The organism is Sulfuricurvum sp. MLSB (assembly GCF_000747095.1).
Taxonomy (GTDB): domain Bacteria; phylum Campylobacterota; class Campylobacteria; order Campylobacterales; family Sulfurimonadaceae; genus Sulfuricurvum.
Genome location: NZ_JQGL01000096.1, coordinates 1 through 22,589, shown reverse-complemented (window position 1 = coordinate 22,589; position 22,589 = coordinate 1). Strand labels below are relative to the sequence as shown.

Here is a 22,589-nt window from a genome sequence, read left to right as displayed (position 1 = left end):
ATTACTTTTTTGAATTATTTCACATCATCAATTCAGTTATTTTTTGGGCACTTTGCGCCCAAGTTAGCCAAGGCATATTATCGGATTTAGGATTTAAATTTCCTTTATTTAGCTCTAGCCATTCTTTGACGGTATCGGCTAAAATCTCGGGAGAAGAATCTTTTGGAAAATAATAGGCATGCTCGCCTGCAACCTCACGAAAGATGGCAATATCACGCGCCATAATAGGGAGTTTGTGTTGTGCGGCCTCTATTAACGGCAATCCAAATCCTTCTCCTTGACTTGCAGCAATCAGACAAGTGGATGCCGCATACACTTTTTCGAGATATTCGTCACTGATTGCTTCCAGCCAAAACAGTCGTTTGTTCAGCTCGATGTGTTTTCGTATTCTTTGGATAAGATCATTAACCTGCCATCCGGCTTTACCGACGATCACAAGATTGACGTCCACCTGATCCGCCCAAAGTTTTTCAAAAGCAATCAACGTTTGTTCGTGCCCTTTTCGCGGTTCTACTGTAGCTACCATGAGAAAGCTTGGTTTGGATCGGAATTGATTTAAAACTGTTTCAGCATTTTCCGGTATGCCTTTCGACGGTACACTGTTGTCGACATCCGCACCAAGATGAAACCAATGGATGGAAGGTTTATTCTGGATATTTAACGTATGCTGAGTCATGTATTTTTTAACGTCCTTACTGACGGTTTGAGAAATACAAAAAACTTTATCCGAATAACTGATGATTGTTTTTAACCATTCTTCATGAGCCTGACTCACGCCGTCATACCACCAATACGGATGTAAAATCGGCAAAATATCATAAACTACGAAACAGATTTGAGTGCCTCTAGATTTCCAATCTGTAAATAAGCCGGCATAGCTCGCTTCGGTAACAGCCGCATTGAAGTCAAGCCCTAAAAAAATATCTTTTGCTTTGGGAACAACCATTTCAGTGGGTTCATCCACATATCTATAACACCAATAACCGTTTCGATCCGTCAGAAAAACAAGTTGGACATCAATATTTTTCAATGAATCATTATTTTTCAATTCGTTTGCAATTGAGCGGACAACTCGCTGAATACCGGTTTTTAAATCCTCTGCATAAACGTTTGTGACATCAATCAATAATTCTCGATTGCTTTTAGTCGATACAAAGCTGGAATAAAACGTTTTTTGATTACCGACTTGCTTTAATTTGGCCTTTAGAGCCGGGAAATGATTTACAACTTTTTTTATGCCGTATTCGAGTCTAGGATAGGGCCGAACGTGATACTTCATATTGATGACGATTTTAATTAATATACGTTTCATTTTATCTTTTTACTCTTTGGTTTTAATGTGCGATATATTTTCCAAATAATAGAATCTTCAATTTTTTGTTTGAAGGATTCCCATTCTGCGCTTATTGCTTCGATTTTAGCTAAACGATCTTCTATAAGTTTAAGTTTAATTAAACGCTCTTCAAATTTTGCGGCCAGAGTGTCCAATGAAACTCCATATTCTTGGATAAACAACTCATCGAAATTCAATAAATTTTCACGATCAACATGCTTTTGTGCGATTATTGCATAATCTGGGCTAACCTCACTGATGACACTCAGAAGAGTTATGGATTCATCGGCATGTAAGTGCTGCGGTTCTTGCAGACGAAGCACTTTTGTACGACCAAATCCATAGTGCTCCGTTAAAAATGAAAGCAGCTCCGATGGGATTGGGCGAGTATGGGTAGGATCGAGATAAAAATTAGCCGTCGCCACTTTAATATTTTCAGGATTTGGTGTTTCCATTATGAGCAAGCCGCCCGGTTTTAAAACTCTCAGGGCATCTTGAATTAAAGCTTGTAATACGTCAAAAGGCAGATGTTCGACAAGGTGAAAACCGGAAATTATCCAGCAGCTATTATCTTCCAATTCTTTTAATGCGGCAATAGCATCTTTTTGAGCGACATCAAAACCTCTTTTGCGGCAAGATTCCAACATCCCCGCATCTAAATCAACACCTTGAACTCGACAGCCGCTTTCACTTAAAAGCTCAAGCCATTCTCCTCTGCCGCATCCTAAATCAATGGCTTTCGGCTCTGATTCAATCTCTTGAATTTTTTTAATAAATGGAAGATAAACTTGCAAACGAGACTTGATCAGTTCCCGACTTCCCCGGTATTTATCTTCAAAAGCCCGGTAAAAATTATCTGTTGACATAGCTGACCTTTGCTTTTTGTTCCAACCAACAAAGGCCAGTAAAAGTATTTTTAGAAATGTTTACAATATTGAATATCAAGGCTTGATCTCTCCATTCATAATTTGTTCCAATATGTGTATCCTGATCATGCAATGCTACAGTAACAGAAAAAGATCCTATTCCAAGATTTGCTTCAAAAGAAAAAGAAAATTCAATAATATCTCCCTTTTTCGCATTGCGAGTGACTTGATCAAGATGATGCGTATTAATCCCGAATACTGCTTGACCAAGGCGGTCTCGAATCATATATCCTAACACCAATTCGGGGATATTCTGATACACTTTTACTCTCACTCTCAACTCTACCGTTTCACCTACGCCGATGAATTCAACTTGCTCGCCTCGGATATTATAAAGACCGACATCCTCAATTTTGGCTTCTCCCGTACCGGAAATCGTCTGAACTTTACCATTGTCCAATTTGATCTGTTCGACACTGCTGTTTTCTTTGTCTGCAATCAAGGCATTGTAAAAATCCATCACTTCTTCGGGCTCGCCGTCTTTGATCACTCGGCCTTGCTCCAACAAAATTGCACGGCCACAGATCGCCTGTATTGCCCCACGGTCATGCGAAACAAGCAAGAGCGTCGTTCCCTCAGTTTGGAACTGCCGGATTCGATCGAAACTTTTGTGCTGGAAGTAAGCATCGCCGACAGACAGTGCTTCATCGACGATCAAAATTTCAGGACGGTAGGCTGTCACCGTGGCAAAAGCGACACGCATCTGCATTCCGCTGCTGTAGGTACGCACCGGCTGATCAAAATACTCTCCTATTTCGGCAAATGCCTCGATCTCATCAATAACAGCATCAATCTGGGCACTTGTGTATCCCATCAGTCCCGCCGAATGATAGGCATTTTGTCGACCGGTAAGGTCGGGATGAAATCCCATGCCGAGTTCCAGTATTGCGGCAATTTTACCTCGCACGGCGACATGGCCTCTACTCGGTTTTAAAGTTCCGGTGATAATTTTGAGCAACGTACTTTTCCCCGCGCCGTTTTGTCCCACAATTCCGATCGCTTCGCCCGGAGAAATACTGAAGTTGATATTTTGGAGCGTCCAATGTTCTTCGACGGATTTGAAACGCAACCCGAACCATGAAAGAACACGCCGCCATTCACTGCCGTAATTGCGGTAAGCTTTAGCAATATTACTGACTTCGAGAACCGATAAACTCATAAAGCGTCCGCCATTTCTTCATTGGCACGAAAATACATGAAGAATGCCAATCCCAATGCCGCACAAGCAATCGTCAGCGGATAGATCAACATCGACATATCAGGAGCTTTATTGTAAACGAGGATGCTTTGATATCCCATGACAATACCGCTCATCGGATTAAGCATCATCACGGAATGATATTTTTCGGGTATGAGGCTGGAAACATAGACGACCGGAGTCAGCCAAAACCAAAACTGTAAAAGTATTGGAACGATTTGGCCGATATCACGTACAAAAACGTTGATGATACCTAATGCCAATCCCAAACCGAGCGCCAAAATCAGCGTCGTTACCAACAACAGCGGCAACCAAAGAAGTGCCAGAGACGGCAAATGGCCCAAAAGTCCGAAAACTATCAAAATCGCACCGAATAGGAGAAAATTATTCACCAATGCGCTTCCCGTCACGATAAGGGGAAGGGCTATTTTTGGAAATGCCATCTTTTTGAGCAAATTACCGTTGTCGACAAAAACCCCTAAACTACGACCGAACACTTCGGCGAATAGTGACCAACCAAGGATACCTGCCATCAAATAAATCGCATATGCATACTGACTGTTAATCCCCGGTAGTTTCGCAGCGAGAACGGCGGAAAGAACAAGTGCATAAATCGCCACCTGTGCTAAAGGATGCAGTATCATCCAAATACCGCCAAGACTGCTGCGGGCAAAACGCGAACGGAACTCAGTCTTAATTGAGCTAATCACAAAATAACGATATGCCCAAATGGCTCGTAGCTGATTCATATTCGGTTATACTCGTCACTGATTCGCAGAATATCATCCTCTCCCAAGTATTCACCGACCTGTGCTTCGATAAGAATCAAATCAACTTTACCCGGATTAGTCAATCGATGGGCTTCGCCCATGGGAATATAAGTTGACTCATTGGCGCGGACCAGAGTTTCCGTATCGCCAAGCTGTACAACAGCCGTTCCGCAAACAACGATCCAGTGTTCGCTGCGGTGAAAATGCTTTTGCAGACTTAATCGTTTACCCGGTTTGACAACGATCCGTTTTATCTTATATTTATGATTCTCTTCAAGAATAGTATAGGTTCCCCACGGACGATGCGCAGTAAGATGAATGTTATGTAAATCGCTGTTTTTCCTGATTTCTTCAACCACTTTTTTGACTTTTTGACTCGAACCTTTTTTCGAGATCAGCAATGCATCCCCTGTATCGACAATGATCAAATCTTCGACATCAACGGTCGCGATTTTTCTCTCATGACCATAAATAAGATTATTACGACTATCGATGGCAACATGATTTTTGTTTACCGTATTGCCTTGATCGTCTTTGGGTAATTCATCGTAGAGGGCATCGAAACTTCCTACATCACTCCAGCCGATCTCGCTTTTCACAACTTTAACCCGACTGCTGTTCTCCATTACCGCATAATCTATACTGTCTTCCGGAATAGCAAGCATATCATCATGCTTTATTCTCGTCATACCGTTTGTATCAGCATTTTTCAATGCTACCATGCAGGCATCATAAATATCAGGAGAATATTGTTGCAGTTCATCTAAAAAAACGCCTGCTTTAAAACAAAACATTCCGCTATTCCAGTAATAATTGCCTGCTGACAGATAAGACATTGCCGTTTCGTAGTCAGGTTTTTCCTTAAAACTTACGACATCTTCGCCCTTGGATTCAATATAACCGAATCCCGTTTCAGCGAAATTCGGAGCAATGCCAAACGTTACGAGAAATCCATCGGCTGCAAGTTCTTTAGCGCGCTGAACAACGTTGGCATATGCTTCTTCATTTTTTATCAGATGATCGCTGGGGGTAACCAGAACAATTTCATCCGGACTTAGTGTCATGCAGGCAAGAGCGATGGCAGGAGCCGTATTCCGCCCGACCGGTTCGAGAAGGTATTTATCCGTCGTTTTATTTAATTCCTGTAATTGATCCAGTGCTAAAAAATACTGTTCACTATTGGAAACAACAAACTGCTTCTTGCAACTAGAACTGTTTCGCTCTACGGTCAGTTGGAAAAGTGATTTATTATTAAAAAGTTTTACAAATTGTTTCGGCATCAACGTACGACTGATCGGCCATAGCCGCGTACCGCTGCCGCCGCATAAAATGATATTCGTCATCAAAACCTCTGATTTATTACTCTATGTATATTTAATTGTAATGATACTTTTTCTAGACTTAAAACAATAATGTTTTTTAACAAATTCATCTATTATCAATTGATAGCAAATAGAACCTAATTTGCTTAAAAAGAAGATTTTTTCAGCAAAAATAAAGTATAGTAATAAACAAAAACAGGTATTTTTTTATGCATTATCCGAAATCAACCATAATTATTTCCGTCTATAAAGACACCGAAGCCCTCGGTTTTATTTTAGACAGTTTGGAACGCCAAACGCATCCGGTCGATGAAATCATCGTTTCCGAAGACGGGGATTCGCATGAAATGGCGGCCTTCGTCGCGGCTCAAAAGAACCGTTTCCCCAACCTCATCCATTTGACCCAGACGGATGAGGGATGGCGTAAAAACATCGCGATGAACAATGCGATCAAAGCCGCCTCCAACGAATACCTCATCTTTATCGACGGAGACTGCGTTCCCTACAGCACGTTTATCCAAGGACATCTCGAAAACGCACAAAAAGGGATCGTGTTGTGCGGCAAACGTTTCGAACTCGGTCCTGACTACACCGCCAGAATCAAAGAACACAAACTCTCCTTCACGCAGCTGGAAAAACACTTTTTATGGTACCTGCCATGGATGGTCAAAGACGGTGCGAGACACGTTGAAGAAGGGTTCTATTTCCCCTCGGGAAGCTTGCTCAGCAACGTCAGCAAACGCTATGTGCGCTACATCATCGGGTGCAACTTCTCCTGTTACAAAGAGGATTTTTTGAAGATCAACGGTTTCGATGAAACCTACCGTCTCCCCTCGGTCGGCGAAGACATCGACCTTGGATGGCGTTTTCGCGGCCTTGGGATCGAGCTCAGGTCATGCCGCAACAACGCTTGTATGATGCACCTATGGCACAAGAAAAGATTTGCCGCAGAAGAAGGGATCATCAACAACAAGATCCTCAAAGTAAACTTCGATGCCAACCGTTTCGTCTGTACTAACGGCATTGTCAAAACCGATTCCGACACCAAGGCTCAATGATATGACATGCCTCAATACGCATGATTTTGCAAAGACGTTCTCCGTCTGTACCCTCGTTACGGATATTAGCGAATACCAAGAGATGGTGCAATCTTTTAAGAATGCCGGGTTTTCGGATGAGAACAGCGAGTTTTTGTACATCGACAATTCCCAAGGCAATGCCTACGACGGTTACAGCGGCCTAAACCGTTTTTTACGTAGCGCCGGAGGCAAATACATCATTATCTGCCATCAAGACGTTTTGCTGAATTTTGACACGATGCAAACACTTCTCGCACGCATCGGCGAAATGGACGGTCTCGATCCCGACTGGGCCATTTTGGGGAATGCCGGGTATGGGGATTTCAATACCAAACTTTACCGCATCACTGATCCGTGGGGAGAGAACCAGACCGTAGGGACCCTTCCCGCTCAGGCCAAAAGTTTGGATGAGAACTTCCTTCTTGTCAAAAACGAAGCCAATCTTGCCCTTTCCCATGATCTGAAAGGTTTTCATCTCTACGCGACCGATCTGTGTGCCATCGCCCGTCTGCTCGGATGGAACACCTATGTCATCGATTTTCATCTGTATCACAAAAGTGGCGGGAACTGCAGCGAAAGCTTTTTTGCGTCAAAAAACGCTTTTATGGACAAATACGCACGTATCATCCGTCCGATGGCGATCCGCACCACCTGTACCATGATGCTAATCACCGCGTATCCCCGAATCAACCGCCTGATCAACAAAAAAATTTTCTACAGCATTAAAAAACGGTTGGATTATCTCTTCCGATGAGCACCGTGGATATCTCTTTTATCACCGTCAATTACAACTCATCGTCCCATACGATCGAGTTGGTTGAAAGCATCCGAAAATACGTTTGCAAAGATACCGCCTACGAGATCATCATTGTGGACAATGCGTCCGAATCCGATGACTTCGAGCGGCTGCGCGACACGTTAAACGAAGCCCCCGCACTTACGCTGATACGAAACCGTATCAACAACGGTTTCGCCGGCGGCAACATGCTGGGGGTAAACCATGCTCGGGGAAACTACTATTTTTTCATCAATAACGACTGCCTCCTCCTAAACGATGCGGCGACAGAGATGAAAAATTTCATGGATACGCACGAAGATATCGGCGCTTTAACCGCCAAAATAACCGACGAAAAAGGCAATTTTTCTTCTTCGTACAAACAATTCCCCTCCGTCATCAAACAATGGTTCGGCAATACAATTCACCGCAAACTCTCGGCACATTCTTTTCCCGGCAATAAAGCCCGGTTGAGCGTTCCGACACCCGTTGAAGTGATCAGCGGATCATGCATGTTTTTTAGAGCGGATGTTTTCTGCGATATTGGCGGATTCGATACGATGTTTTTTCTTTATTGCGAAGAAGAAGACATCTGCAAACGGGTATGGAACAGCGGCCGAAAAATCTATTTTCTCCCTTCGGCCGAAATTTTTCATGAAGGGGGAGGAAGTTCCAAAAATAACCCGGCCCTCGAAAAAGAATTTTATATCTCTTATAAGCTCCTGATTGACAAACATTTTCATGGGTTTGCGCGAATACTAATCAAAACCGCCCTCTTTTTCAAACTGCTGCGCCGCGTCGCAACCAAAAAACGGGGCTGGGAAATCTTTGTATTTTTCCTGCGCGGCACCCCTATCAAAGAAAGCCTGCGGTATAAACAGACCATACAGGTAAACCGTCCATGACTTTGCGATTATTTTCTTTTGATACCAATCGCTCTTACCGCGAACAATCGGCTTTGGCCGCGAACTATCTGCTCATCCTCTATGCTTTTTTACTACCGGTTGCGCCCAAAATGGCCAGCAAGGTTTTTATCGGTGTTGCAATCTTAATGCTGTTTAGTGGCGAGCTAAAGGAAAGATTTTTACGTTCCATAAAAAATCCAGTTGTTCTCTCATTTATCCTCTTTTATCTGATGCATGCCCTTTGGATGTTCGGAAGCGAGCATGTTTCAACAGCCCTTTTCAAACTCAAAGAGTTCAAATACCTTCTGTATCCCTTAGTCATCACGATGATCGTGCAAAAAGAGTTTATTTACAAAATTTTAAGCAGCTTCGTTATTGGCATGTTATTCAGTGAAATCATCTCTTATTCGATACTTTTTGATTTTCCTCTCATTGCATTATTTGAATATGTTCCTTTTATACCACTCAATATATTTCATACCAATGTTCCTTTTTTACTAAACCACACTACATACGGAATCTGCCTCAGTTTCGCTATGAGCATCATCCTGTACCGGTTATTGACGCACCAAACGAAAAATGTTTACACAATTCTTTTACTCTCAACTTTTCTGATTAGTGCGACTATTAATATTTTTCTTATCGAATCGAGGCTTGGATATATACTATATGCCTTCAACATGCTATTCACACTTTTGTTTGTCTTTCGTAAAAAATTGCTCAAAACTCTTTCGATTGCGACAATAATCATCAGTTTAGGCTATTCACTCGCATTTCATTACAGCCCATTTTTTAAAGACCGAGTTATTGCCATGTTTAACGATGCGACAAATTCATTGGATGGTTCTTACAGCACACCTGGAGGAATTCGGATTGGCTATTATATTTACGGATGGGAGGTTATTAAACAAAACCCGCTTTTCGGAGTTGGTACCGGTGATCATATATCACAGGTCATATCCGTGATCAATCAACAAGAAATAAATGAAGACAATTACAAAGCACTGTATATTAATTATACAAGCGGTGACAATGCAAGTTTCGACAGTGAATATCTTGATATCATTGTTCAATTTGGTATTATTGGATTGTTTCTATTTATCAATCTAATATTCCAGATTATGCGATATCGTCAACCTGATACGCAATTAAAATATATTCAGTCTCTTTTAGCATTTTCCATGCTGATTATTGCAGGGCCATCACTTATTTTCATACAATCTGAAGTAGGTAAAGTGATTGTTTTATTGGTATCGTTAACTCTTATTCAAAATCAGAAAAGCAAAATCGGGTCTGCTTAACCTCTCAACAACTTGTCCATATACCATAAAACCTTTTCGACCTCCGGTTCTCTCCCCTCGGCGTTGAAAACGGCGCGGTGGCGTTCGTCTATCGGAAGATAACGGTAGGGAACCGTAAAAAAAAAGATCCCTACCGTCGGCGTACCGGCGGCAATGGTCATGTTCCGGATCCCCGTATCGCCGCTTACCACCATCTGCGCTTTGCCTAAAAACGGCATTAACTCCTCCAGCGGCATCGGATCGACCTTTCGAACATTCGGATAGCCGCGCAGACTCTCCATCAGGGCATCAACTTTTTCGTAATCGCGGATTCCTTCAAGGACGACGTGTTCAACATTGGGATACGCTGCAACTGATCGGGCGATCAAATCGGCAAACCGTTCCTGCGGCCAACATTTCCACCCCAAAGACGCGGTCGTAAAATAGACGATATAGGGGTGTTCCCGATCGGTTTCATATGACGGATAACCGTAATCGAGCGCCTGTTTTTTCGGGGCACCAAGAATGTAAAGCATGTGCAGCAGCGTTTCCACTTCGGGAACCAGATCCGAGCGCAGAATGCCAATATCATAAAAAAGGCTGTTTTTGATTGTACGGTACGGGAATCCGATTTTCAACCGCGCTTTGCTCATGAGACAAATGATCCCGGACAAGGAGGTATCGGCCATATCGAAAATGATGTCGTGTTCGCCGAGTGCCTTGACATCTTTAAGCCGTTCGCCGTAAGACGTTTTCTTCCCCTCTTTTTTCTTATGAACCACATGCACGCGGTCGACTAGGTCTTCAGGAGCGCCATAAGCGTAATTGTTCACGATGCTCAATGTGATCGCGGCATTGGGGAAAAACTCCCTAGCCTGAATCAGAAACGGCCGCATCACCATCATATCGCCGATCGCCGCATGGCGAATCACCGCGATCGAGCGTACCGATTCGGGAGACATGGAGGCCGCCGTTTCTCTGGCTTTACGGGTTGCCCAGGCCCCTTTTTCATACCATAGCTTCATTTTTGCAACTCTCCAAAAATTTTAGACATCCGTTCAAACTGCTTTTGGCTTTCGAATTTTTCCAATGCTTTGGCCCTCCCCGCTTCCGCGAAACGTGCCCGCAGCGTTCCGTCGGCAAACAGCTGCGCGAGCTTGTCCGCCAGATCGTCCGAATCGAACGTATTGAATAGCAGCCCGTTTTCCCCGTCATCGATGATTTCCAACGGCCCGCCGCTTCTGCTGGCAACGACACAGACGCCGCACATCATCGCTTCGATCAGCACCAGCCCGAACGTCTCTTTTTCCGTCGCGAGGACAACCACGTCGCACAGCTGCATCAGCGTCTGCGCCTCCCGGGTAAATCCGGTAAAAATACCGATCTCGCGGTACTCGCTTTGAAGTTTTTGCAGGTACGTTTCATCCATCGCATGCCCGACAATCAACGCTTTGGCATCAATGTTTTCGCCACGCAGTTTCTGAACCGCTTCGAGCACCAGATGCTGCCCCTTCGGAGGTTCGATCCGTCCGACGATCCCTACACAAAACGATTCGCCCAATCCCGATTGTTCGCGACGTGCTTTCTTCTCTTCATCCGTAATCATTTCAGGCTGTTCGGCACCGATATAAAGCACCTCGACGCGGGGACGAATTTCTGCGGGAACGAATTTTTCGATCTGCGATTTGACCTGCCGGGTGACTGCCAGCATCATGTCCGTATTTTTGTACAAAAAGCGGTGATAAAAATCGTTTTTAAAGCGGGTCATCGTCATATGGCGCGATTGAATGACATGCGGCTTGCGTTTGGAAAAAAGCTTTGCCATGATCGCCAGAGGAAGGTCTTTCGTCCAATGCAGATGCACGACGTCAATCTTTTCCTCATCGATGAGACGGGCAAGACGCCGGGCGTTGATCCACGAAAGCAACAGGCCGCTGCGCGTCAGGGCAACGTAACGATACGGCGTCCCCTCATAATAGCTTTTGAGTTTGCCTTTTTCATTGATGACGCTGATGCAGGATTCGCCGATGTAGCGAGAGGCCCTCATCATGTACAACTCCAACCCCCCCAAATCGGGAGAGAGACACAATTCGCATATCTTTTCAGCCACGGCGTTGCTCCCGGTTTACCTCGTAGAGTTTGATGTATTTGTAAAAGTTCGTCGCCATGTGTGAAAACGCGATGATCAGCCCCGCATACCCATCCAAAAACCCTCTTTTTAGAACATACGTCCGGAAAAACGAATAAAGACCGTTGAAAAACGCCTTGGAAGGCGTCGGGAACTTTTTGCCGGCATTATCGGCCGCAAAAAGGGTCGAATAGCGGTCGACTTTGACGATGAAATCGGAGACGCTCATATAGCTGTAGTGCTTCATGTTCCCTTCTATCGGCGCTTTGTTCATCCCCTCGTCGATGATGTTCTCATGCACCGCGTTATCGTTGAACCGCGTGACGCTTTTGTTATAGAGACGGCGGATCTTCTGATTGTTCCAGCCGCAATGGCGGATCTGTATCTCTTTGTAATACGCCAGGAAGTTGACGATGTAAATCGTGCGGGGATCGAGCAGCTTTGTTTTGAGCGCGTGCAGCAGCTCGGCGTCCACAACCTCATCGCTGTCGATGATCAATATCCACTCGTGCTCCGCGTAGGAAGCCGCGCGGTTTTTGGTCGTGCCGAACCCGTCGAATTCCCCTTCGATGAGACGGACGTTGGGGAATTCGTTCGCTATGTTTTGCGTCCCGTCGCTCGAGCCGTTGTCGTAGACGACCACGTCGTCGAACTCGCGCAGGCTCTCCAGCGATCTGCGGATGGTGCGCGCTCCGTTTTTGACAATCATGACCGCCGATACGTTCATTGCTCCCCTTTGACAAGTTTTATGATTGTTTTAAACCAAAATCCAAGCTGTTTGAGGGGTTTGAACAGGTCATCCGGCGCTCTCAGAGCGTCCCCCTTGATCCGGTAGATCAATCCTCCGATCCCTTCCCACGAAGGGTTGAGGGCATTGCCGATCCGAAATACGTACGAATAATGCTCGCGTGCCAGCGCAATTGCAGCGGCGTTATATTTTCCGTACGGCAAAACAAACGAATCGACGCGGAACCCGAGCTTCTCTTCGAGGATACGCTTGGACGCTACGATCTCTCGCGCCAAATCGGTCCCCTCATCGCTCAGATTGACGTGGTTCATGGAATGCGACGCGACCGCGATAAGGCCACTGAGGATCATCTCGCGCAATTCGGCGTAGGTGCAAAACGGGGCATAAGTCTGCCAGTTCTCTCCTTCGTAAATCTCGCGGTGGGTCAGCGAAAGGCGCCGTGAAGGCTCAACATCCGTATCATCAAGGATATACGCGGACGGGACGGCAAGGAGTGCTTTGAGGCGGTATTTTTTCAGAAGGGGAAAAACGTAATGGTAAAAATCGTAGTAAGCATCATCAAACGTCAGGCAGATAGGATTTTCGGCATCCTGACCCGGGAAGACGGACGTATAGCGCTGGGCGACGAGGCGCAGATGTTTGTCTATCATCGCCTCGGTATTGGAGAGGGGAAGATCGTCGCTATTGATGTGATGGTACATGACAACCGGGATCATATGTCCTCTCTTTTCAGCAATAATAAAGTATCATACCATACCCTCACTTAGGCAAAAGGCTCTCATGGACGCTCGTTACGAATACCGCCCCGAATACGCACATCTGCGCCCCTCTTTCGAAGCGATACGCTCGATTTTTCACGCCGATTCCAACACGATTCACAAAGCGCGCAACGAACTCAAAGTCATCGAGATAGGCGGCGTCAAAACGGTTGTCAAATCGTTTAAAATTCCTCACCTTTTCAACCGCATCGTCTATACCCGTTTGCGCCGGAGCAAAGCCTATAAATCGTACCATAACGCCCTTCGCCTTCAGGAGCTGGGGGTCTCTACCCCTTCGCCTATCGCATTGATCGAATTTTTCGAATCGGGACTGCTTAGCGAGAGCTATTTCATCTCCGAACATTTTGACTACGACTTTACGATCCGCACCCCTTTGCTCGAGCCGATGGAAGAGCGCGAAGCAATTTTCACCGCCTTCGCGGCCTACACGTACGACCTTCACCGCAAAGGGGTATGGCATCTGGACTACTCCCCAGGCAACATCCTGGTCAAGCGGACCGAAAACAGCTATCTCTTCAGCATCGTCGACATCAACCGGATGGCGTTTCGCTCTATCACGCCGATGCAAGGGTGCGAAAACTTCAACAAACTCTGGGCGAGTGACAGCGATCTGGCGATCATGGGGCGTGAATACGCCCGATTAAGCGGTTTGGGCGAGAACATCGTAATCGCCGAAATGAAACGGCACAATGACGCCAACAAACGGGTCAAAAATTTCAAAAAACGGCTTAAAACCCTTGTGAAAGGCGGTTTTTCAACTCCCGCTTGACCTTCTCGAACATTTCTGCGCGCCCTGAGGGATCGAGGGGAATCATAAAATGGTGCTGCTTGCTCTCTTCTCCGATGCTTTTCCACCGTGCCGCCGAAGCAAACGGCGTATCGGCGAAGAAGGTAAACGTCTCGCACCCTGATGCGCTGGCCAGATGGTACGTCCCCGTAGAGGTGCTGACAAACAGTTTGAAACGGCTGAGCAGCGCAGCGAAATCGACGACGCTTCCGACGGAACGGTACAATACCGTTCGGCTCTCCCCCAGCAGCTCTTTCGCCTCGTTATAGAGGTTCTCTTCATCGGGGCCGAACGTCATGACGACGTCGATTCCCTCGAAACTTTCCGCCATCCGCACCAGTTCGACGTACTCGCCGAGCGTCCAGTTCGCATCGGACGACCCCCCGAATCCCGGATGAAACGCAACGACACTCTTGGTGATACCGTATTCGGCGCAAAACGCAGCGTACGCTTCATCACCGAAACGCAGAAGCGGCTTGGGGAAATCGAGGCTGATATCGGGAAAGAGCGCACGGGCGAGCTGAAGGTTGTACTCGAACTCCGCCATCTCCACCCGGCTTCGACGCTGCTTGATGCGGCGGTTGTAAAAAATCTGGGCGATTTTGGTCGCGGGGGCGATACGAATCCTGATACGGGCGACGAACTGCGCGATCGCAACGCGGGTATTGGAAAACAGCGTCACCGAGGCATCGATCTTCGCTTCTTTTATTTTAAGAGCCAGTTCGAGAATATCGCCGCCGTTATCGACAATCACCTCGTCGATAAAATCGCACGATTCGGCGAGCTTGCGGTTAAGCGGCGCGACAAGAGCGACGATGCGGTTGGAAGGGTTGTGGTGTTTGAGGACGTACAGCGTCGGCAATGCCGTCATAAAATCCCCAAGTTTGTCGTTGCGCACCACCAGTATGTTCATTGTTTCCCCTTCTTTTTGTCGGTTTATTTTACCTGATTGAAGGTAAGAAAACGGTACACTTGCACCATGAAAGAACCGTTCGCCTGGGATCACTATTCCGATCAGCCCGCCATTATCCGCGACAAAGCGCTCAAACGCAAAATGCGCTTTGGAGCATTGCCCTCGCTCATCAAAACGTTTCTGGTTGCACTTGCGACTCTCCCCATGGCCGTTCTGACAATGCCGTACCTGCGTCATCGGACAATCCGGGGGGATAATTTTTTCGGCATGGGGGTCAATCTCGACAAAGAGCCCTCTCTTACTCCCGAACTGATCGACGATCTGGGAGTCACACGGCTATTGATCCGTATCCCGCTGTGGGAGATGGAGAAGCTGGACGAGTACGCCGCCTTTATCCGCTCGTTTACGGGCAAACACATTTCCGTCGCACTGCTCCAGGACCGCGAGCATATCGCCAATCTCGACATGACGTGCGAGCACTTCTTGCGCATTTTCAGCACATTGGACGGCATCTGTGACACCTACGTCGTCGGAAGCACCATCAACCGTGCCAAATGGGGGTTCTTCAGCGTCAACGAATACCTCGATTTTTACGCCGTGGCCTATCGGCTCAAACAAACCTGCTATCCGCATCTGAAGCTGATCGGCTCGAATGTCATCGATTTCGAGTACCACTACAGCGCCCACACTCTTTTCAACCTCAAAAACATCCGCTACGATGCGGTAGGAAGCCTCCTCTACGTCGACCGACGCGGCGCTCCCGAAAATACCCAGATGGGATTCAATCTCATCGAAAAAATACGCCTCTTGGCGTCACTGGCGCACATGAGCCGAAAAACCTCCGGCGAAATCGTCATCACCGAAGCCAACTGGCCCATCACGGGTACCGCTCCCTACGCTCCGACCAGCGAGCATGAATGCGTGAGCGAAGAAGCGTACGCCTCGTACATGGTCCGCTATTATCTCCTCGCTTTTGCGTCGCAAAGCGTAGCGTGCGTCTACTGGCACCAGCTGATCGCCCCGGGATACGGCCTCGTCGACAACCGTGATGGGATCCTCAAGCGCAGTGCCTACGATGCCTATAAAACGATGCTCTCCCAGATGGGGGAGGCCTCGTTTGTCGGCTACGGCATCAAACGCGGACGCCACACGATGCTCTGCGAGACGCCGCGGGGCCTTTTGCATATCGAATGGATGGAAGAAGGGACGCTCGAAGTCCCCCTCACCGAATCGGTAGAGGTGACGACCCGCGACGGGAAGTGCTACCATGCCGATACGTTGCATCTCAGCGGCGCGCCCCTCTATTACACCACCTCGATGGAGTCGTTATGAAAATCCTCATCATCCTCCCCAACTGGCTTGGAGATGCCCTCATGGCCACTCCCGCCATCGAGGCGCTGTGCAATGCTTATCCCGATGCAGAGCTGACAATGGTCGGCTCGTATGTGAGTCTCGAAGCGCTCAAACACCACCCCAAATGCACCCACGCCTACGTCGACGAGACCAAAAAAGGGGGAAGCCGCTTCCTCAACACCTACCGTTTTGCCAAAACGCTGGGCTCTCACGATATGGCCGTGACATTCCGTAATCAGCTTCACTCTTCCTTGCTGCTCTTTTGGAGCGGCACCCCCATCACGGCGGGACGCCGAAGCGCTCATTCGCGGGCTTTGCTGACCCATGCCATCAAACCTTCCCATCCGTCGCATCTGGTCGAACAATACCGCGACATTACCCAGAGTCTAAGCTCCGAACCGTTGGAAATCGGGCACCTCAAACTTCACATTCCACCCTATGCTTACGAGCGCCCGACGCTGGGAATCAATCCCGGAGCGACGTACGGCAGCGCCAAACGGTGGTACCCCGAAAAATTCGCCGAAGTAGCGCGAGCTTTTGCTCATGCTTACGACATCGTCATCTTCGGAGGCCCGGGCGAGGTAGCGATGGCAAACGATATCGAAGCGCGTCTGGAAGGAATAGCGGTGACGAATCTGGCGGGCAAAACGTCGGTGAGCGAGCTGTGCGCGAGGATCGGCGGGCTGAATATGTTTGTCACCAATGACAGCGGCCCGATGCACGTCGCCGCCGCGTATGGAGTCCCGACCGTCGCCATCTTCGGCCCGACGCGCCATTTGGAAACCTCGCAGTGGAAAAACGAAAAAAGCGTGATCGTACGCCATGAGATGGAGTGCGCGCCGTGCATGAAGCGCGAATGCCCGCTGGGGCATCATGAATGCATGAAAGGGATCACCGCCGCCGAAGTGATCGATGCGGTGAAAAGTTTAACAGCTTGAAGAAGAGCTGATTCTCTCGATGGTCGCCGTCGTGCTTTTGCCGTCGACAAACGTCACAAGGCGAAGTTCTCCGGCAAATTCTGCCCCGACGACCGATTTGCCCTCATAATCTCCCCCTTTGACGAGAATATCGGGCGCGATGCTTTTGATCAACTCATACGGCGTTTCATCGCTGAACAAGACGACATAATCGACCGATTCGAGAGCCGCCAGAATGTACGCGCGATCCGCTTCGGGGTTGACGGGGCGGGACGGTCCTTTGAGGGCACGTACCGAATTGTCGGCGTTCAATCCGACGATCAGCACGTCCCCATAACTTTTGGCTTCCTGAAGGTACTTAACGTGCCCTACATGAAGGATATCGAAGCAGCCGTTGGTAAAGACTACTTTTTTTCCCTCTTCTTTCAGGCGGCGGGCGATCTGGACAATCTCTTCCGCCGTTTTGATATGCGCGTCCGAACTGCTTTGGCGCAGGCTCGATTCATACGCGTCAATCTCATCGAGGGTGACCGTCGCCGAACCGATCTTGCCGACGACAACCGCAGCGGCGTGATTCGCAAAGGGTGCCGCTTCATCGATGGATAACCCGCACGAAAGAGCATACGAAAGAGACGCAATCACCGTATCCCCGGCCCCTGTCACATCGTATACTTCTTTGGCTACCGTCGGAAAACGGCGCATGCTCTCATCGTATATCGCGATCCCGTCTTCGGAGAGGGTGATCATCGAACATTCCAGAGCGCAGGTCTCTTTCAACGAAAGGAGCGCTCTGCGCAAAGAGTCTTCGTCTTTGATCGCGATCCCTGTCGCTTCCGAGGCTTCCTTTCGGTTCGGCGTCAACAAATAGGCACCGCGGTATTTGCTGTAATCTTTTCCCTTCGGATCGACAAGAACTTTTTTGCCCGCATTTTTAGCCGCAGAGATCACCCCTTGCGCCACCGTATCGGTAATCACCCCTTTGCCGTAATCCGAAAGAATCACGATATCGCATTCGGCGATCGTCTCCTTCACGTAGGCCAAAAGCGCCTCTTCGCTGGAAGCGGCGATGGGGTCTTTGGACTCCCGGTCATAGCGCAGAATCTGCTGGTTTGAGGCGATAATACGGCTTTTTTTGGAAGTCTTGCGACCGTTTTGAAGGGTTAGCCCCTTCTCATCCACGCTGATATTCCGCAGCATTGCGCGCAGTTCCAAACCGTTTTCGTCATCACCGATAACTCCGGCGACACGCACCTGTGCGCCGAGAGCAACCAGATTGTTGATGACGTTTCCGGCTCCGCCGAGTACGGTCGTTTCACGGGCAATATCGACAACCTGCACAGGCGCTTCGGGCGAAATCCGCTCGCATCCCCCCCACAGGTAATGATCGATCATCAAATCCCCGATGGCGAGGATGCGCGGAGCGGCGGCTTTCAACCGATTCATTTGACTTCCTCTTCAAACAGCCGTTTGATTTCCGGAACATACGCCCCTATGCCCTCTTCAAGCTCAAAACGGGGGGTATACCCGAGAATGTCGCGCGTGCTTTGAATATCGGCTTCGGTATGAAACTGATAACGCCCGATGAACGGGTTGGGAATATATTCGCACGGATAAGACGTCCCCAGCTCGGATTGGAGAGTATCGACGATCGACTGGAACGAACGCGCTTTTCCCGTACCGACATTGAAGACGCCCGATTCCTTCGGATGCATCGCAAGGATATTCGCCTGAACGATGTCCTCGATATAAATAAAGTCACGGACGATTTTGTCGGAGTCTTCAAAAAGCCGCGGATTTTTGCCGGATAAAAGCTGATGTCCGAACTGCACCACCATCGAAGAGGTTTTGTTTTTGAAAAACTCTCTCGGTCCGTAAACATTGAAATAGCGCAGACCGACGATGCTGATATGATCGTGCTTGCGGGAATATTCACGGGCGAGATGATCCATCATCAGTTTGGAAAATCCGTACACGTTCTGCGGCGCTTCGCAGCCGACCCGCTGGGGAGAAGGGGCATCGCCGTAGGTCGCGCCGGAGGATGCGTAGATCATATTGGCACCGTGTGCCACCGCGATATCTAGAAGATCTTTAAACGCGTTGACGTTCGTCTGGATCATCAGATCCTGTTCCAGTGCCGTCGTATCCGAAATCGCCGCTTCATGAAAAATATAATCGAACGTGTACTGAGCCGCTAGTTGCGCCAAAAGAGTCTTGTCGTTAATATCTCCGCTGATGACTTCGCCCCGGAAACCGAGGAGATTTTTAAAATGGCCGAAGCTTTTCAGGTTGCCGTTGGAAAGGGTCAGATTGGAGCGGAAAAGATCAAGCACGACGATATGCGCGTCGGGATAGTGTTCCTGAAAATAAAACGCGAGGTTCGAGCCGATAAAACCTGCCCCTCCCGTTATCAGAATGCTTTTATGGTTGAAATTGACGTCGCTGTAGCGCATGCAACCGCTCCTTAAATGTAAAGTGCATAATTGTAACAGAGGTAGGTTTAAGATAACCCTTTGTTAGAGTGCTTTAAGAATGATGGGAATATAATAACGCGAAATTTTAAATGGAGAATGAAATGAAAAAAATTGCTGTTGCAATGTTGTTCGCTGGTGTTTCTTTGATGGCTGCTGACGGTAAAGCGTTGGCTGGTAAATGTGCTGCATGTCATGGTGCAAGCTTCGAAAAAGCTGCTCTTGGCAAATCTGCGATCGTTAAAGGCCAATCAGCGGCTGCTATCGAAAAATCACTTCACGCTTACAAAGCCGGTACACAAAACAAAAACGGTATGGGTGCATTGATGAAAGGTCAAGTAGCTGCAATGTCAGATGCTGACATCCAAGCTCTTGCTTCTTACATCGCAGGAATCAAATAATTCCTCTCTGCCGCTTCTGCGGTGAGACCTCTCTTCTTCCCTTTTTTAAAATCTTTATTTTATTCCGGCCGATATTCTTTTTTGGACAGCTCCTCGCGCTTGCGTTGCTGATTCGCCGCATCGTTGAGTTCGCTTTCATCGTCGTAAAGCACCTGATTCATCATCTTTTTCTCATCGTCAAACTGCCCGTTCTTGATCCCCCACAAAAAAGCGATCAATGCCACACCGCCCAACACAAGCGATGCACCCAGCATCATCGCAATCACCCAACTGTCCATGAATATCTCCTATTTGTAAAGCCATCGCACCCGCATCGAGTTGCCGACGACGAGAAGCGAACTGAACGACATCGAAATGGCCGCAATCAGCGGGATCACATATCCGGACATCGCCAGCGGAATCGTGATCGAATTATACACGAGCGAAATCCCGAGGTTTTGTTTGATCAGCCGATACGTGCGGCGGCTGATGGCATGCGCTTCGGCCAGCGAAGTGAGCGAATCGTTCAACAACACGACGTCGCTGACTTCGATCGCGATATCGCTGCCGCTTCCCATTGCGATCCCGATGTCCGCGTTTGCAAGCGCTAGCAGATCGTTCACTCCATCCCCGGCCATGATAACGACATTTCCCTCATTATGGGCCTGTGCGATAAACTCGGCTTTCTCCTGCGGGTCCAGATGGGCATGGACTTCATCGATCCCCACTTCAAGGGCAACGCGTTCCGCAGCTGCCTGATGGTCTCCCGTCAGCATCACAACCCTTAATCCCGCGTTTTTGAGGTTTTGGATCGACCCTGCCGCTCCTGCTTTGGGTAAATCGCGCAATTCAAACGTGGCTGTCAGCTCATTGCCTACCGCATAATAAAAAAGGCTTTTATCGCTGCGCAAACCGACTTCCACGCCCATCTCCTGCATCAGCAGCGCATTTCCCCCGGCGATCATCACGCCGCCGGATCGTGCTACGACTCCGCGTGCGGGGATTTCGCGTACCTCTTCAAGGGCGAAGGTTTCGGAAATGTTCTCGGTCCGCTCCAGATATTCGGCAATACCGCGGCTAATCGGGTGTTTCGAAGAGGAAACGAGAGCATACAGCAACGAATGCCCGAAACGGTGGTGTATCGTCGCATACACCACTTCGGGTCTGCCTTGGGTAATCGTCCCCGTCTTATCCAATACAACCATTGTTGCCTGTGCCATCGTCTCGATCTGCGCAGCCGATTTAAAAAGGATTCCCCTCTTGGCCCCCAATGCCAGTCCTACCAATGTCGCCACGGGAGTTGCGAGCGCCAGTGCACACGGACAGGCGATGATAATGACAGAAATTCCTACCATAAGGGCTCTGTCGAATGTGTGCGGCCAGAAATACCACCCCCAGAACGTCGCAATCGCCAAAAAGAGGATCGTCGAGGAAAAATGCTGAGAAAGTCGGTTCGCCAGCTGTTCGATCCGCGGTTTGTGGCTCATCGCGTTTTCCAAAAGGTTCACGAGATTAGAGAGCGTCGAGTGGGCGAAATCTTTGGTCGCCCGATAGGTCAAAAGCGCATCGATGCTCGTCGTTCCGCTGATGATCGAAGAGCCGGTGCGTTTGAAAACGGGATCGGACTCCCCGGTCAGACTGGATTCGTCAAAACTCCCCTCTCCCGATACGACTTCCCCGTCAATTGCCGCTTTTTCCCCCGTTCGTATACGGATCATATCACCGACTTTGACCTCGTTGACATTCACCTCTTTGATCGTCTCCCCTTCAACGATACTCACTTCGCGAGGGACGTGTTTGCCGATGATGTCAAGAGTGTCGGCGGCGTTTTTGCGGCTGAGGACTTCGAGAAACTTGCCGAACAGAACGAACGTGATGATCATCGAGACCGAGTCGAAATAGGCTTCCCCTTTCTCCAGTACCGTGATGTAGATCGAATACACATAGGCTAGACTCGACCCCGTCACCACAAGCAGATCCATCGTGACCGCTTTGTTTTTCAGCCCGTAATAGGCTCCGCGGTAAAAGACCCATCCGCTGTAAAACAGTACGGGTGTCGCCAAAAACCACTCGGCTACGTTGAGGATCGTTTTGATCTCCTGCGTGATCCCCGTAAAATATCCGGCATACTGTGCGATTGCGACCCACATCATGTTCATCGTCGCAAACGTTGCTACCGCCATCCGCAGGTAATAATCCTTGCGTTCCTTGTTCGCCCGCTCTTCTTGAAGCGTCGCATCGTAAGGAAACGCGTTGTAGCCGATGGCACGGATCATATCGATGATCGAAGAGAGCTTGACGGTACCCGCGTCCCAGGTGATGCGGGCTTTATTGTTCGTGTAGTTGATGTGTGCCTCGACAACGCCGGCCATCTTGTGCAGCGCTTTTTCATTGAGCCAGACGCATGCGGCGCAGTGGATCCCCTCGATGATCAAAGAGACCTGAGCGAATCCCTCTTTGGTCGTTGTAATAAAACGTTCGCGAAAAGCGGGAGAATCGAAGTTGGAACTTGCCTCGAACTGTTCGCT

At 48.3% G+C, this 22,589-nt stretch carries 22 protein-coding genes; 8 read left to right on the top strand and 14 right to left on the bottom strand.

All coding sequences use genetic code 11. The annotated features are described in order from the left end of the window. Positions 1-19: 19 nt before the first annotated feature. The 5 genes from JU82_RS07235 to JU82_RS07215 are packed head-to-tail and all read right to left on the bottom strand — an operon-like array spanning position 20 to position 5,570. Positions 20-1,312 (bottom strand): glycosyltransferase family 1 protein, encoded by a 1,293-nt coding sequence (locus JU82_RS07235; protein WP_294892482.1) that lies wholly within the window; start codon positions 1,310-1,312, stop codon positions 20-22. After that, positions 1,309-2,199, bottom strand: coding sequence for a bifunctional 2-polyprenyl-6-hydroxyphenol methylase/3-demethylubiquinol 3-O-methyltransferase UbiG (locus JU82_RS07230; RefSeq protein WP_294892481.1), 891 nt, complete (start codon positions 2,197-2,199; stop codon positions 1,309-1,311). The genes JU82_RS07235 and JU82_RS07230 overlap by 4 nt, the downstream gene beginning before the upstream one ends. Further along, positions 2,186-3,418 carry an ABC transporter ATP-binding protein gene (locus JU82_RS07225; protein ID WP_037948705.1) on the bottom strand — a complete coding sequence of 411 codons (1,233 nt, stop codon included), beginning with the start codon at positions 3,416-3,418 and terminating at the stop codon, positions 2,186-2,188. The genes JU82_RS07230 and JU82_RS07225 overlap by 14 nt, the downstream gene beginning before the upstream one ends. Further along, positions 3,415-4,206: an ABC transporter permease gene (locus tag JU82_RS07220; protein ID WP_037948702.1), complete on the bottom strand. Its 792-nt coding sequence runs from the start codon at positions 4,204-4,206 to the stop codon at positions 3,415-3,417. Before JU82_RS07220 ends, JU82_RS07225 begins: the two co-directional genes overlap by 4 nt. Beyond that, positions 4,203-5,570, bottom strand: coding sequence for a mannose-1-phosphate guanylyltransferase/mannose-6-phosphate isomerase (locus JU82_RS07215; RefSeq protein WP_037948700.1), 1,368 nt, complete (start codon positions 5,568-5,570; stop codon positions 4,203-4,205). Before JU82_RS07215 ends, JU82_RS07220 begins: the two co-directional genes overlap by 4 nt. 188 nt (positions 5,571-5,758) lie before the next feature. Between JU82_RS07215 and JU82_RS07210 the strand changes: the two genes are divergently transcribed. From JU82_RS07210 to JU82_RS07195, 4 genes are read left to right on the top strand one after another with little or no spacing between them, the layout of a single operon-like run. Continuing rightward, positions 5,759-6,607: a glycosyltransferase gene (locus JU82_RS07210; protein WP_037948697.1), complete on the top strand. Its 849-nt coding sequence runs from the start codon at positions 5,759-5,761 to the stop codon at positions 6,605-6,607. A gap of 1 nt (position 6,608) precedes the next feature. Continuing rightward, a complete protein-coding gene (locus JU82_RS07205; protein WP_037948694.1) occupies positions 6,609-7,382 on the top strand; it encodes a hypothetical protein in 774 nt (257 codons plus the stop codon). Positions 7,383-7,387: 5 nt separating this feature from the next. Then, the gene (locus JU82_RS07200; RefSeq protein WP_294892477.1) at positions 7,388-8,308 is read left to right on the top strand and encodes a glycosyltransferase family 2 protein; all 921 of its coding nucleotides are present in this window, start codon (positions 7,388-7,390) and stop codon (positions 8,306-8,308) included. Further along, entirely contained in the window at positions 8,305-9,609 is a 1,305-nt protein-coding gene (locus JU82_RS07195) for an O-antigen ligase family protein (protein WP_037948689.1), read from the top strand. The genes JU82_RS07200 and JU82_RS07195 overlap by 4 nt, the downstream gene beginning before the upstream one ends. On the opposite strand, the gene JU82_RS07190 is transcribed toward JU82_RS07195, so the two are convergent. The 4 genes from JU82_RS07190 to JU82_RS07175 are packed head-to-tail and all read right to left on the bottom strand — an operon-like array spanning position 9,606 to position 13,180. Continuing rightward, positions 9,606-10,613 (bottom strand): glycosyltransferase family 9 protein, encoded by a 1,008-nt coding sequence (locus JU82_RS07190; RefSeq protein ID WP_037948686.1) that lies wholly within the window; start codon positions 10,611-10,613, stop codon positions 9,606-9,608. The genes JU82_RS07195 and JU82_RS07190 overlap by 4 nt on opposite strands. Continuing rightward, a complete protein-coding gene (locus JU82_RS07185; protein WP_037948683.1) occupies positions 10,610-11,698 on the bottom strand; it encodes a glycosyltransferase family 4 protein in 1,089 nt (362 codons plus the stop codon). The genes JU82_RS07190 and JU82_RS07185 overlap by 4 nt, the downstream gene beginning before the upstream one ends. Then, positions 11,691-12,443: a glycosyltransferase family 2 protein gene (locus tag JU82_RS07180; protein ID WP_037948681.1), complete on the bottom strand. Its 753-nt coding sequence runs from the start codon at positions 12,441-12,443 to the stop codon at positions 11,691-11,693. Before JU82_RS07180 ends, JU82_RS07185 begins: the two co-directional genes overlap by 8 nt. After that, positions 12,440-13,180 (bottom strand): polysaccharide deacetylase family protein, encoded by a 741-nt coding sequence (locus JU82_RS07175; RefSeq protein WP_037948679.1) that lies wholly within the window; start codon positions 13,178-13,180, stop codon positions 12,440-12,442. Before JU82_RS07175 ends, JU82_RS07180 begins: the two co-directional genes overlap by 4 nt. 64 nt (positions 13,181-13,244) lie before the next feature. Here JU82_RS07175 and JU82_RS07170 point away from each other — a divergent pair, with 64 nt between their 5' ends. After that, positions 13,245-14,012 (top strand): lipopolysaccharide kinase InaA family protein, encoded by a 768-nt coding sequence (locus JU82_RS07170; RefSeq protein ID WP_037948676.1) that lies wholly within the window; start codon positions 13,245-13,247, stop codon positions 14,010-14,012. On the opposite strand, the gene JU82_RS07165 is transcribed toward JU82_RS07170, so the two are convergent. After that, positions 13,972-14,943 carry a glycosyltransferase family 9 protein gene (locus JU82_RS07165; protein ID WP_037948674.1) on the bottom strand — a complete coding sequence of 324 codons (972 nt, stop codon included), beginning with the start codon at positions 14,941-14,943 and terminating at the stop codon, positions 13,972-13,974. The two genes, JU82_RS07170 and JU82_RS07165, sit on opposite strands and share 41 nt — an antisense overlap. A 66-nt stretch (positions 14,944-15,009) precedes the next feature. Between JU82_RS07165 and JU82_RS07160 the strand changes: the two genes are divergently transcribed. Both JU82_RS07160 and waaF read left to right on the top strand, forming a co-directional pair. Continuing rightward, on the top strand, positions 15,010-16,275 hold the full coding sequence (locus JU82_RS07160) for a hypothetical protein (RefSeq protein ID WP_037948671.1): 1,266 nt from the start codon (positions 15,010-15,012) through the stop codon (positions 16,273-16,275). Continuing rightward, complete coding sequence (gene waaF / locus JU82_RS07155) at positions 16,272-17,234, top strand: lipopolysaccharide heptosyltransferase II (protein ID WP_037948668.1); 963 nt, start codon at positions 16,272-16,274, stop codon at positions 17,232-17,234. Before JU82_RS07160 ends, waaF begins: the two co-directional genes overlap by 4 nt. Here the strand turns inward: waaF and rfaE1 are convergent. Then, positions 17,223-18,656: a D-glycero-beta-D-manno-heptose-7-phosphate kinase gene (gene rfaE1 / locus JU82_RS07150; protein WP_037948665.1), complete on the bottom strand. Its 1,434-nt coding sequence runs from the start codon at positions 18,654-18,656 to the stop codon at positions 17,223-17,225. The genes waaF and rfaE1 overlap by 12 nt on opposite strands. Then, entirely contained in the window at positions 18,653-19,663 is a 1,011-nt protein-coding gene (rfaD, locus tag JU82_RS07145) for an ADP-glyceromanno-heptose 6-epimerase (protein ID WP_037948662.1), read from the bottom strand. Before rfaD ends, rfaE1 begins: the two co-directional genes overlap by 4 nt. Positions 19,664-19,785: 122 nt before the next feature. On the opposite strand from rfaD, the gene JU82_RS07140 reads away from it, so the two are divergent. Further along, positions 19,786-20,082 carry a c-type cytochrome gene (locus JU82_RS07140; protein ID WP_037948659.1) on the top strand — a complete coding sequence of 99 codons (297 nt, stop codon included), beginning with the start codon at positions 19,786-19,788 and terminating at the stop codon, positions 20,080-20,082. Between the two features lie 59 nt (positions 20,083-20,141). Here the strand turns inward: JU82_RS07140 and ccoS are convergent, their stop codons facing one another. Together ccoS and JU82_RS07130 are read right to left on the bottom strand one after the other, a co-directional pair. Beyond that, the gene (ccoS, locus tag JU82_RS07135) at positions 20,142-20,360 is read right to left on the bottom strand and encodes a cbb3-type cytochrome oxidase assembly protein CcoS (RefSeq protein ID WP_037948658.1); all 219 of its coding nucleotides are present in this window, start codon (positions 20,358-20,360) and stop codon (positions 20,142-20,144) included. Positions 20,361-20,369: 9 nt separating this feature from the next. Beyond that, positions 20,370-22,589 (bottom strand): cation-translocating P-type ATPase (locus JU82_RS07130; protein ID WP_037948656.1); only part of this gene is annotated, 2,220 nt, incomplete at its 5' end.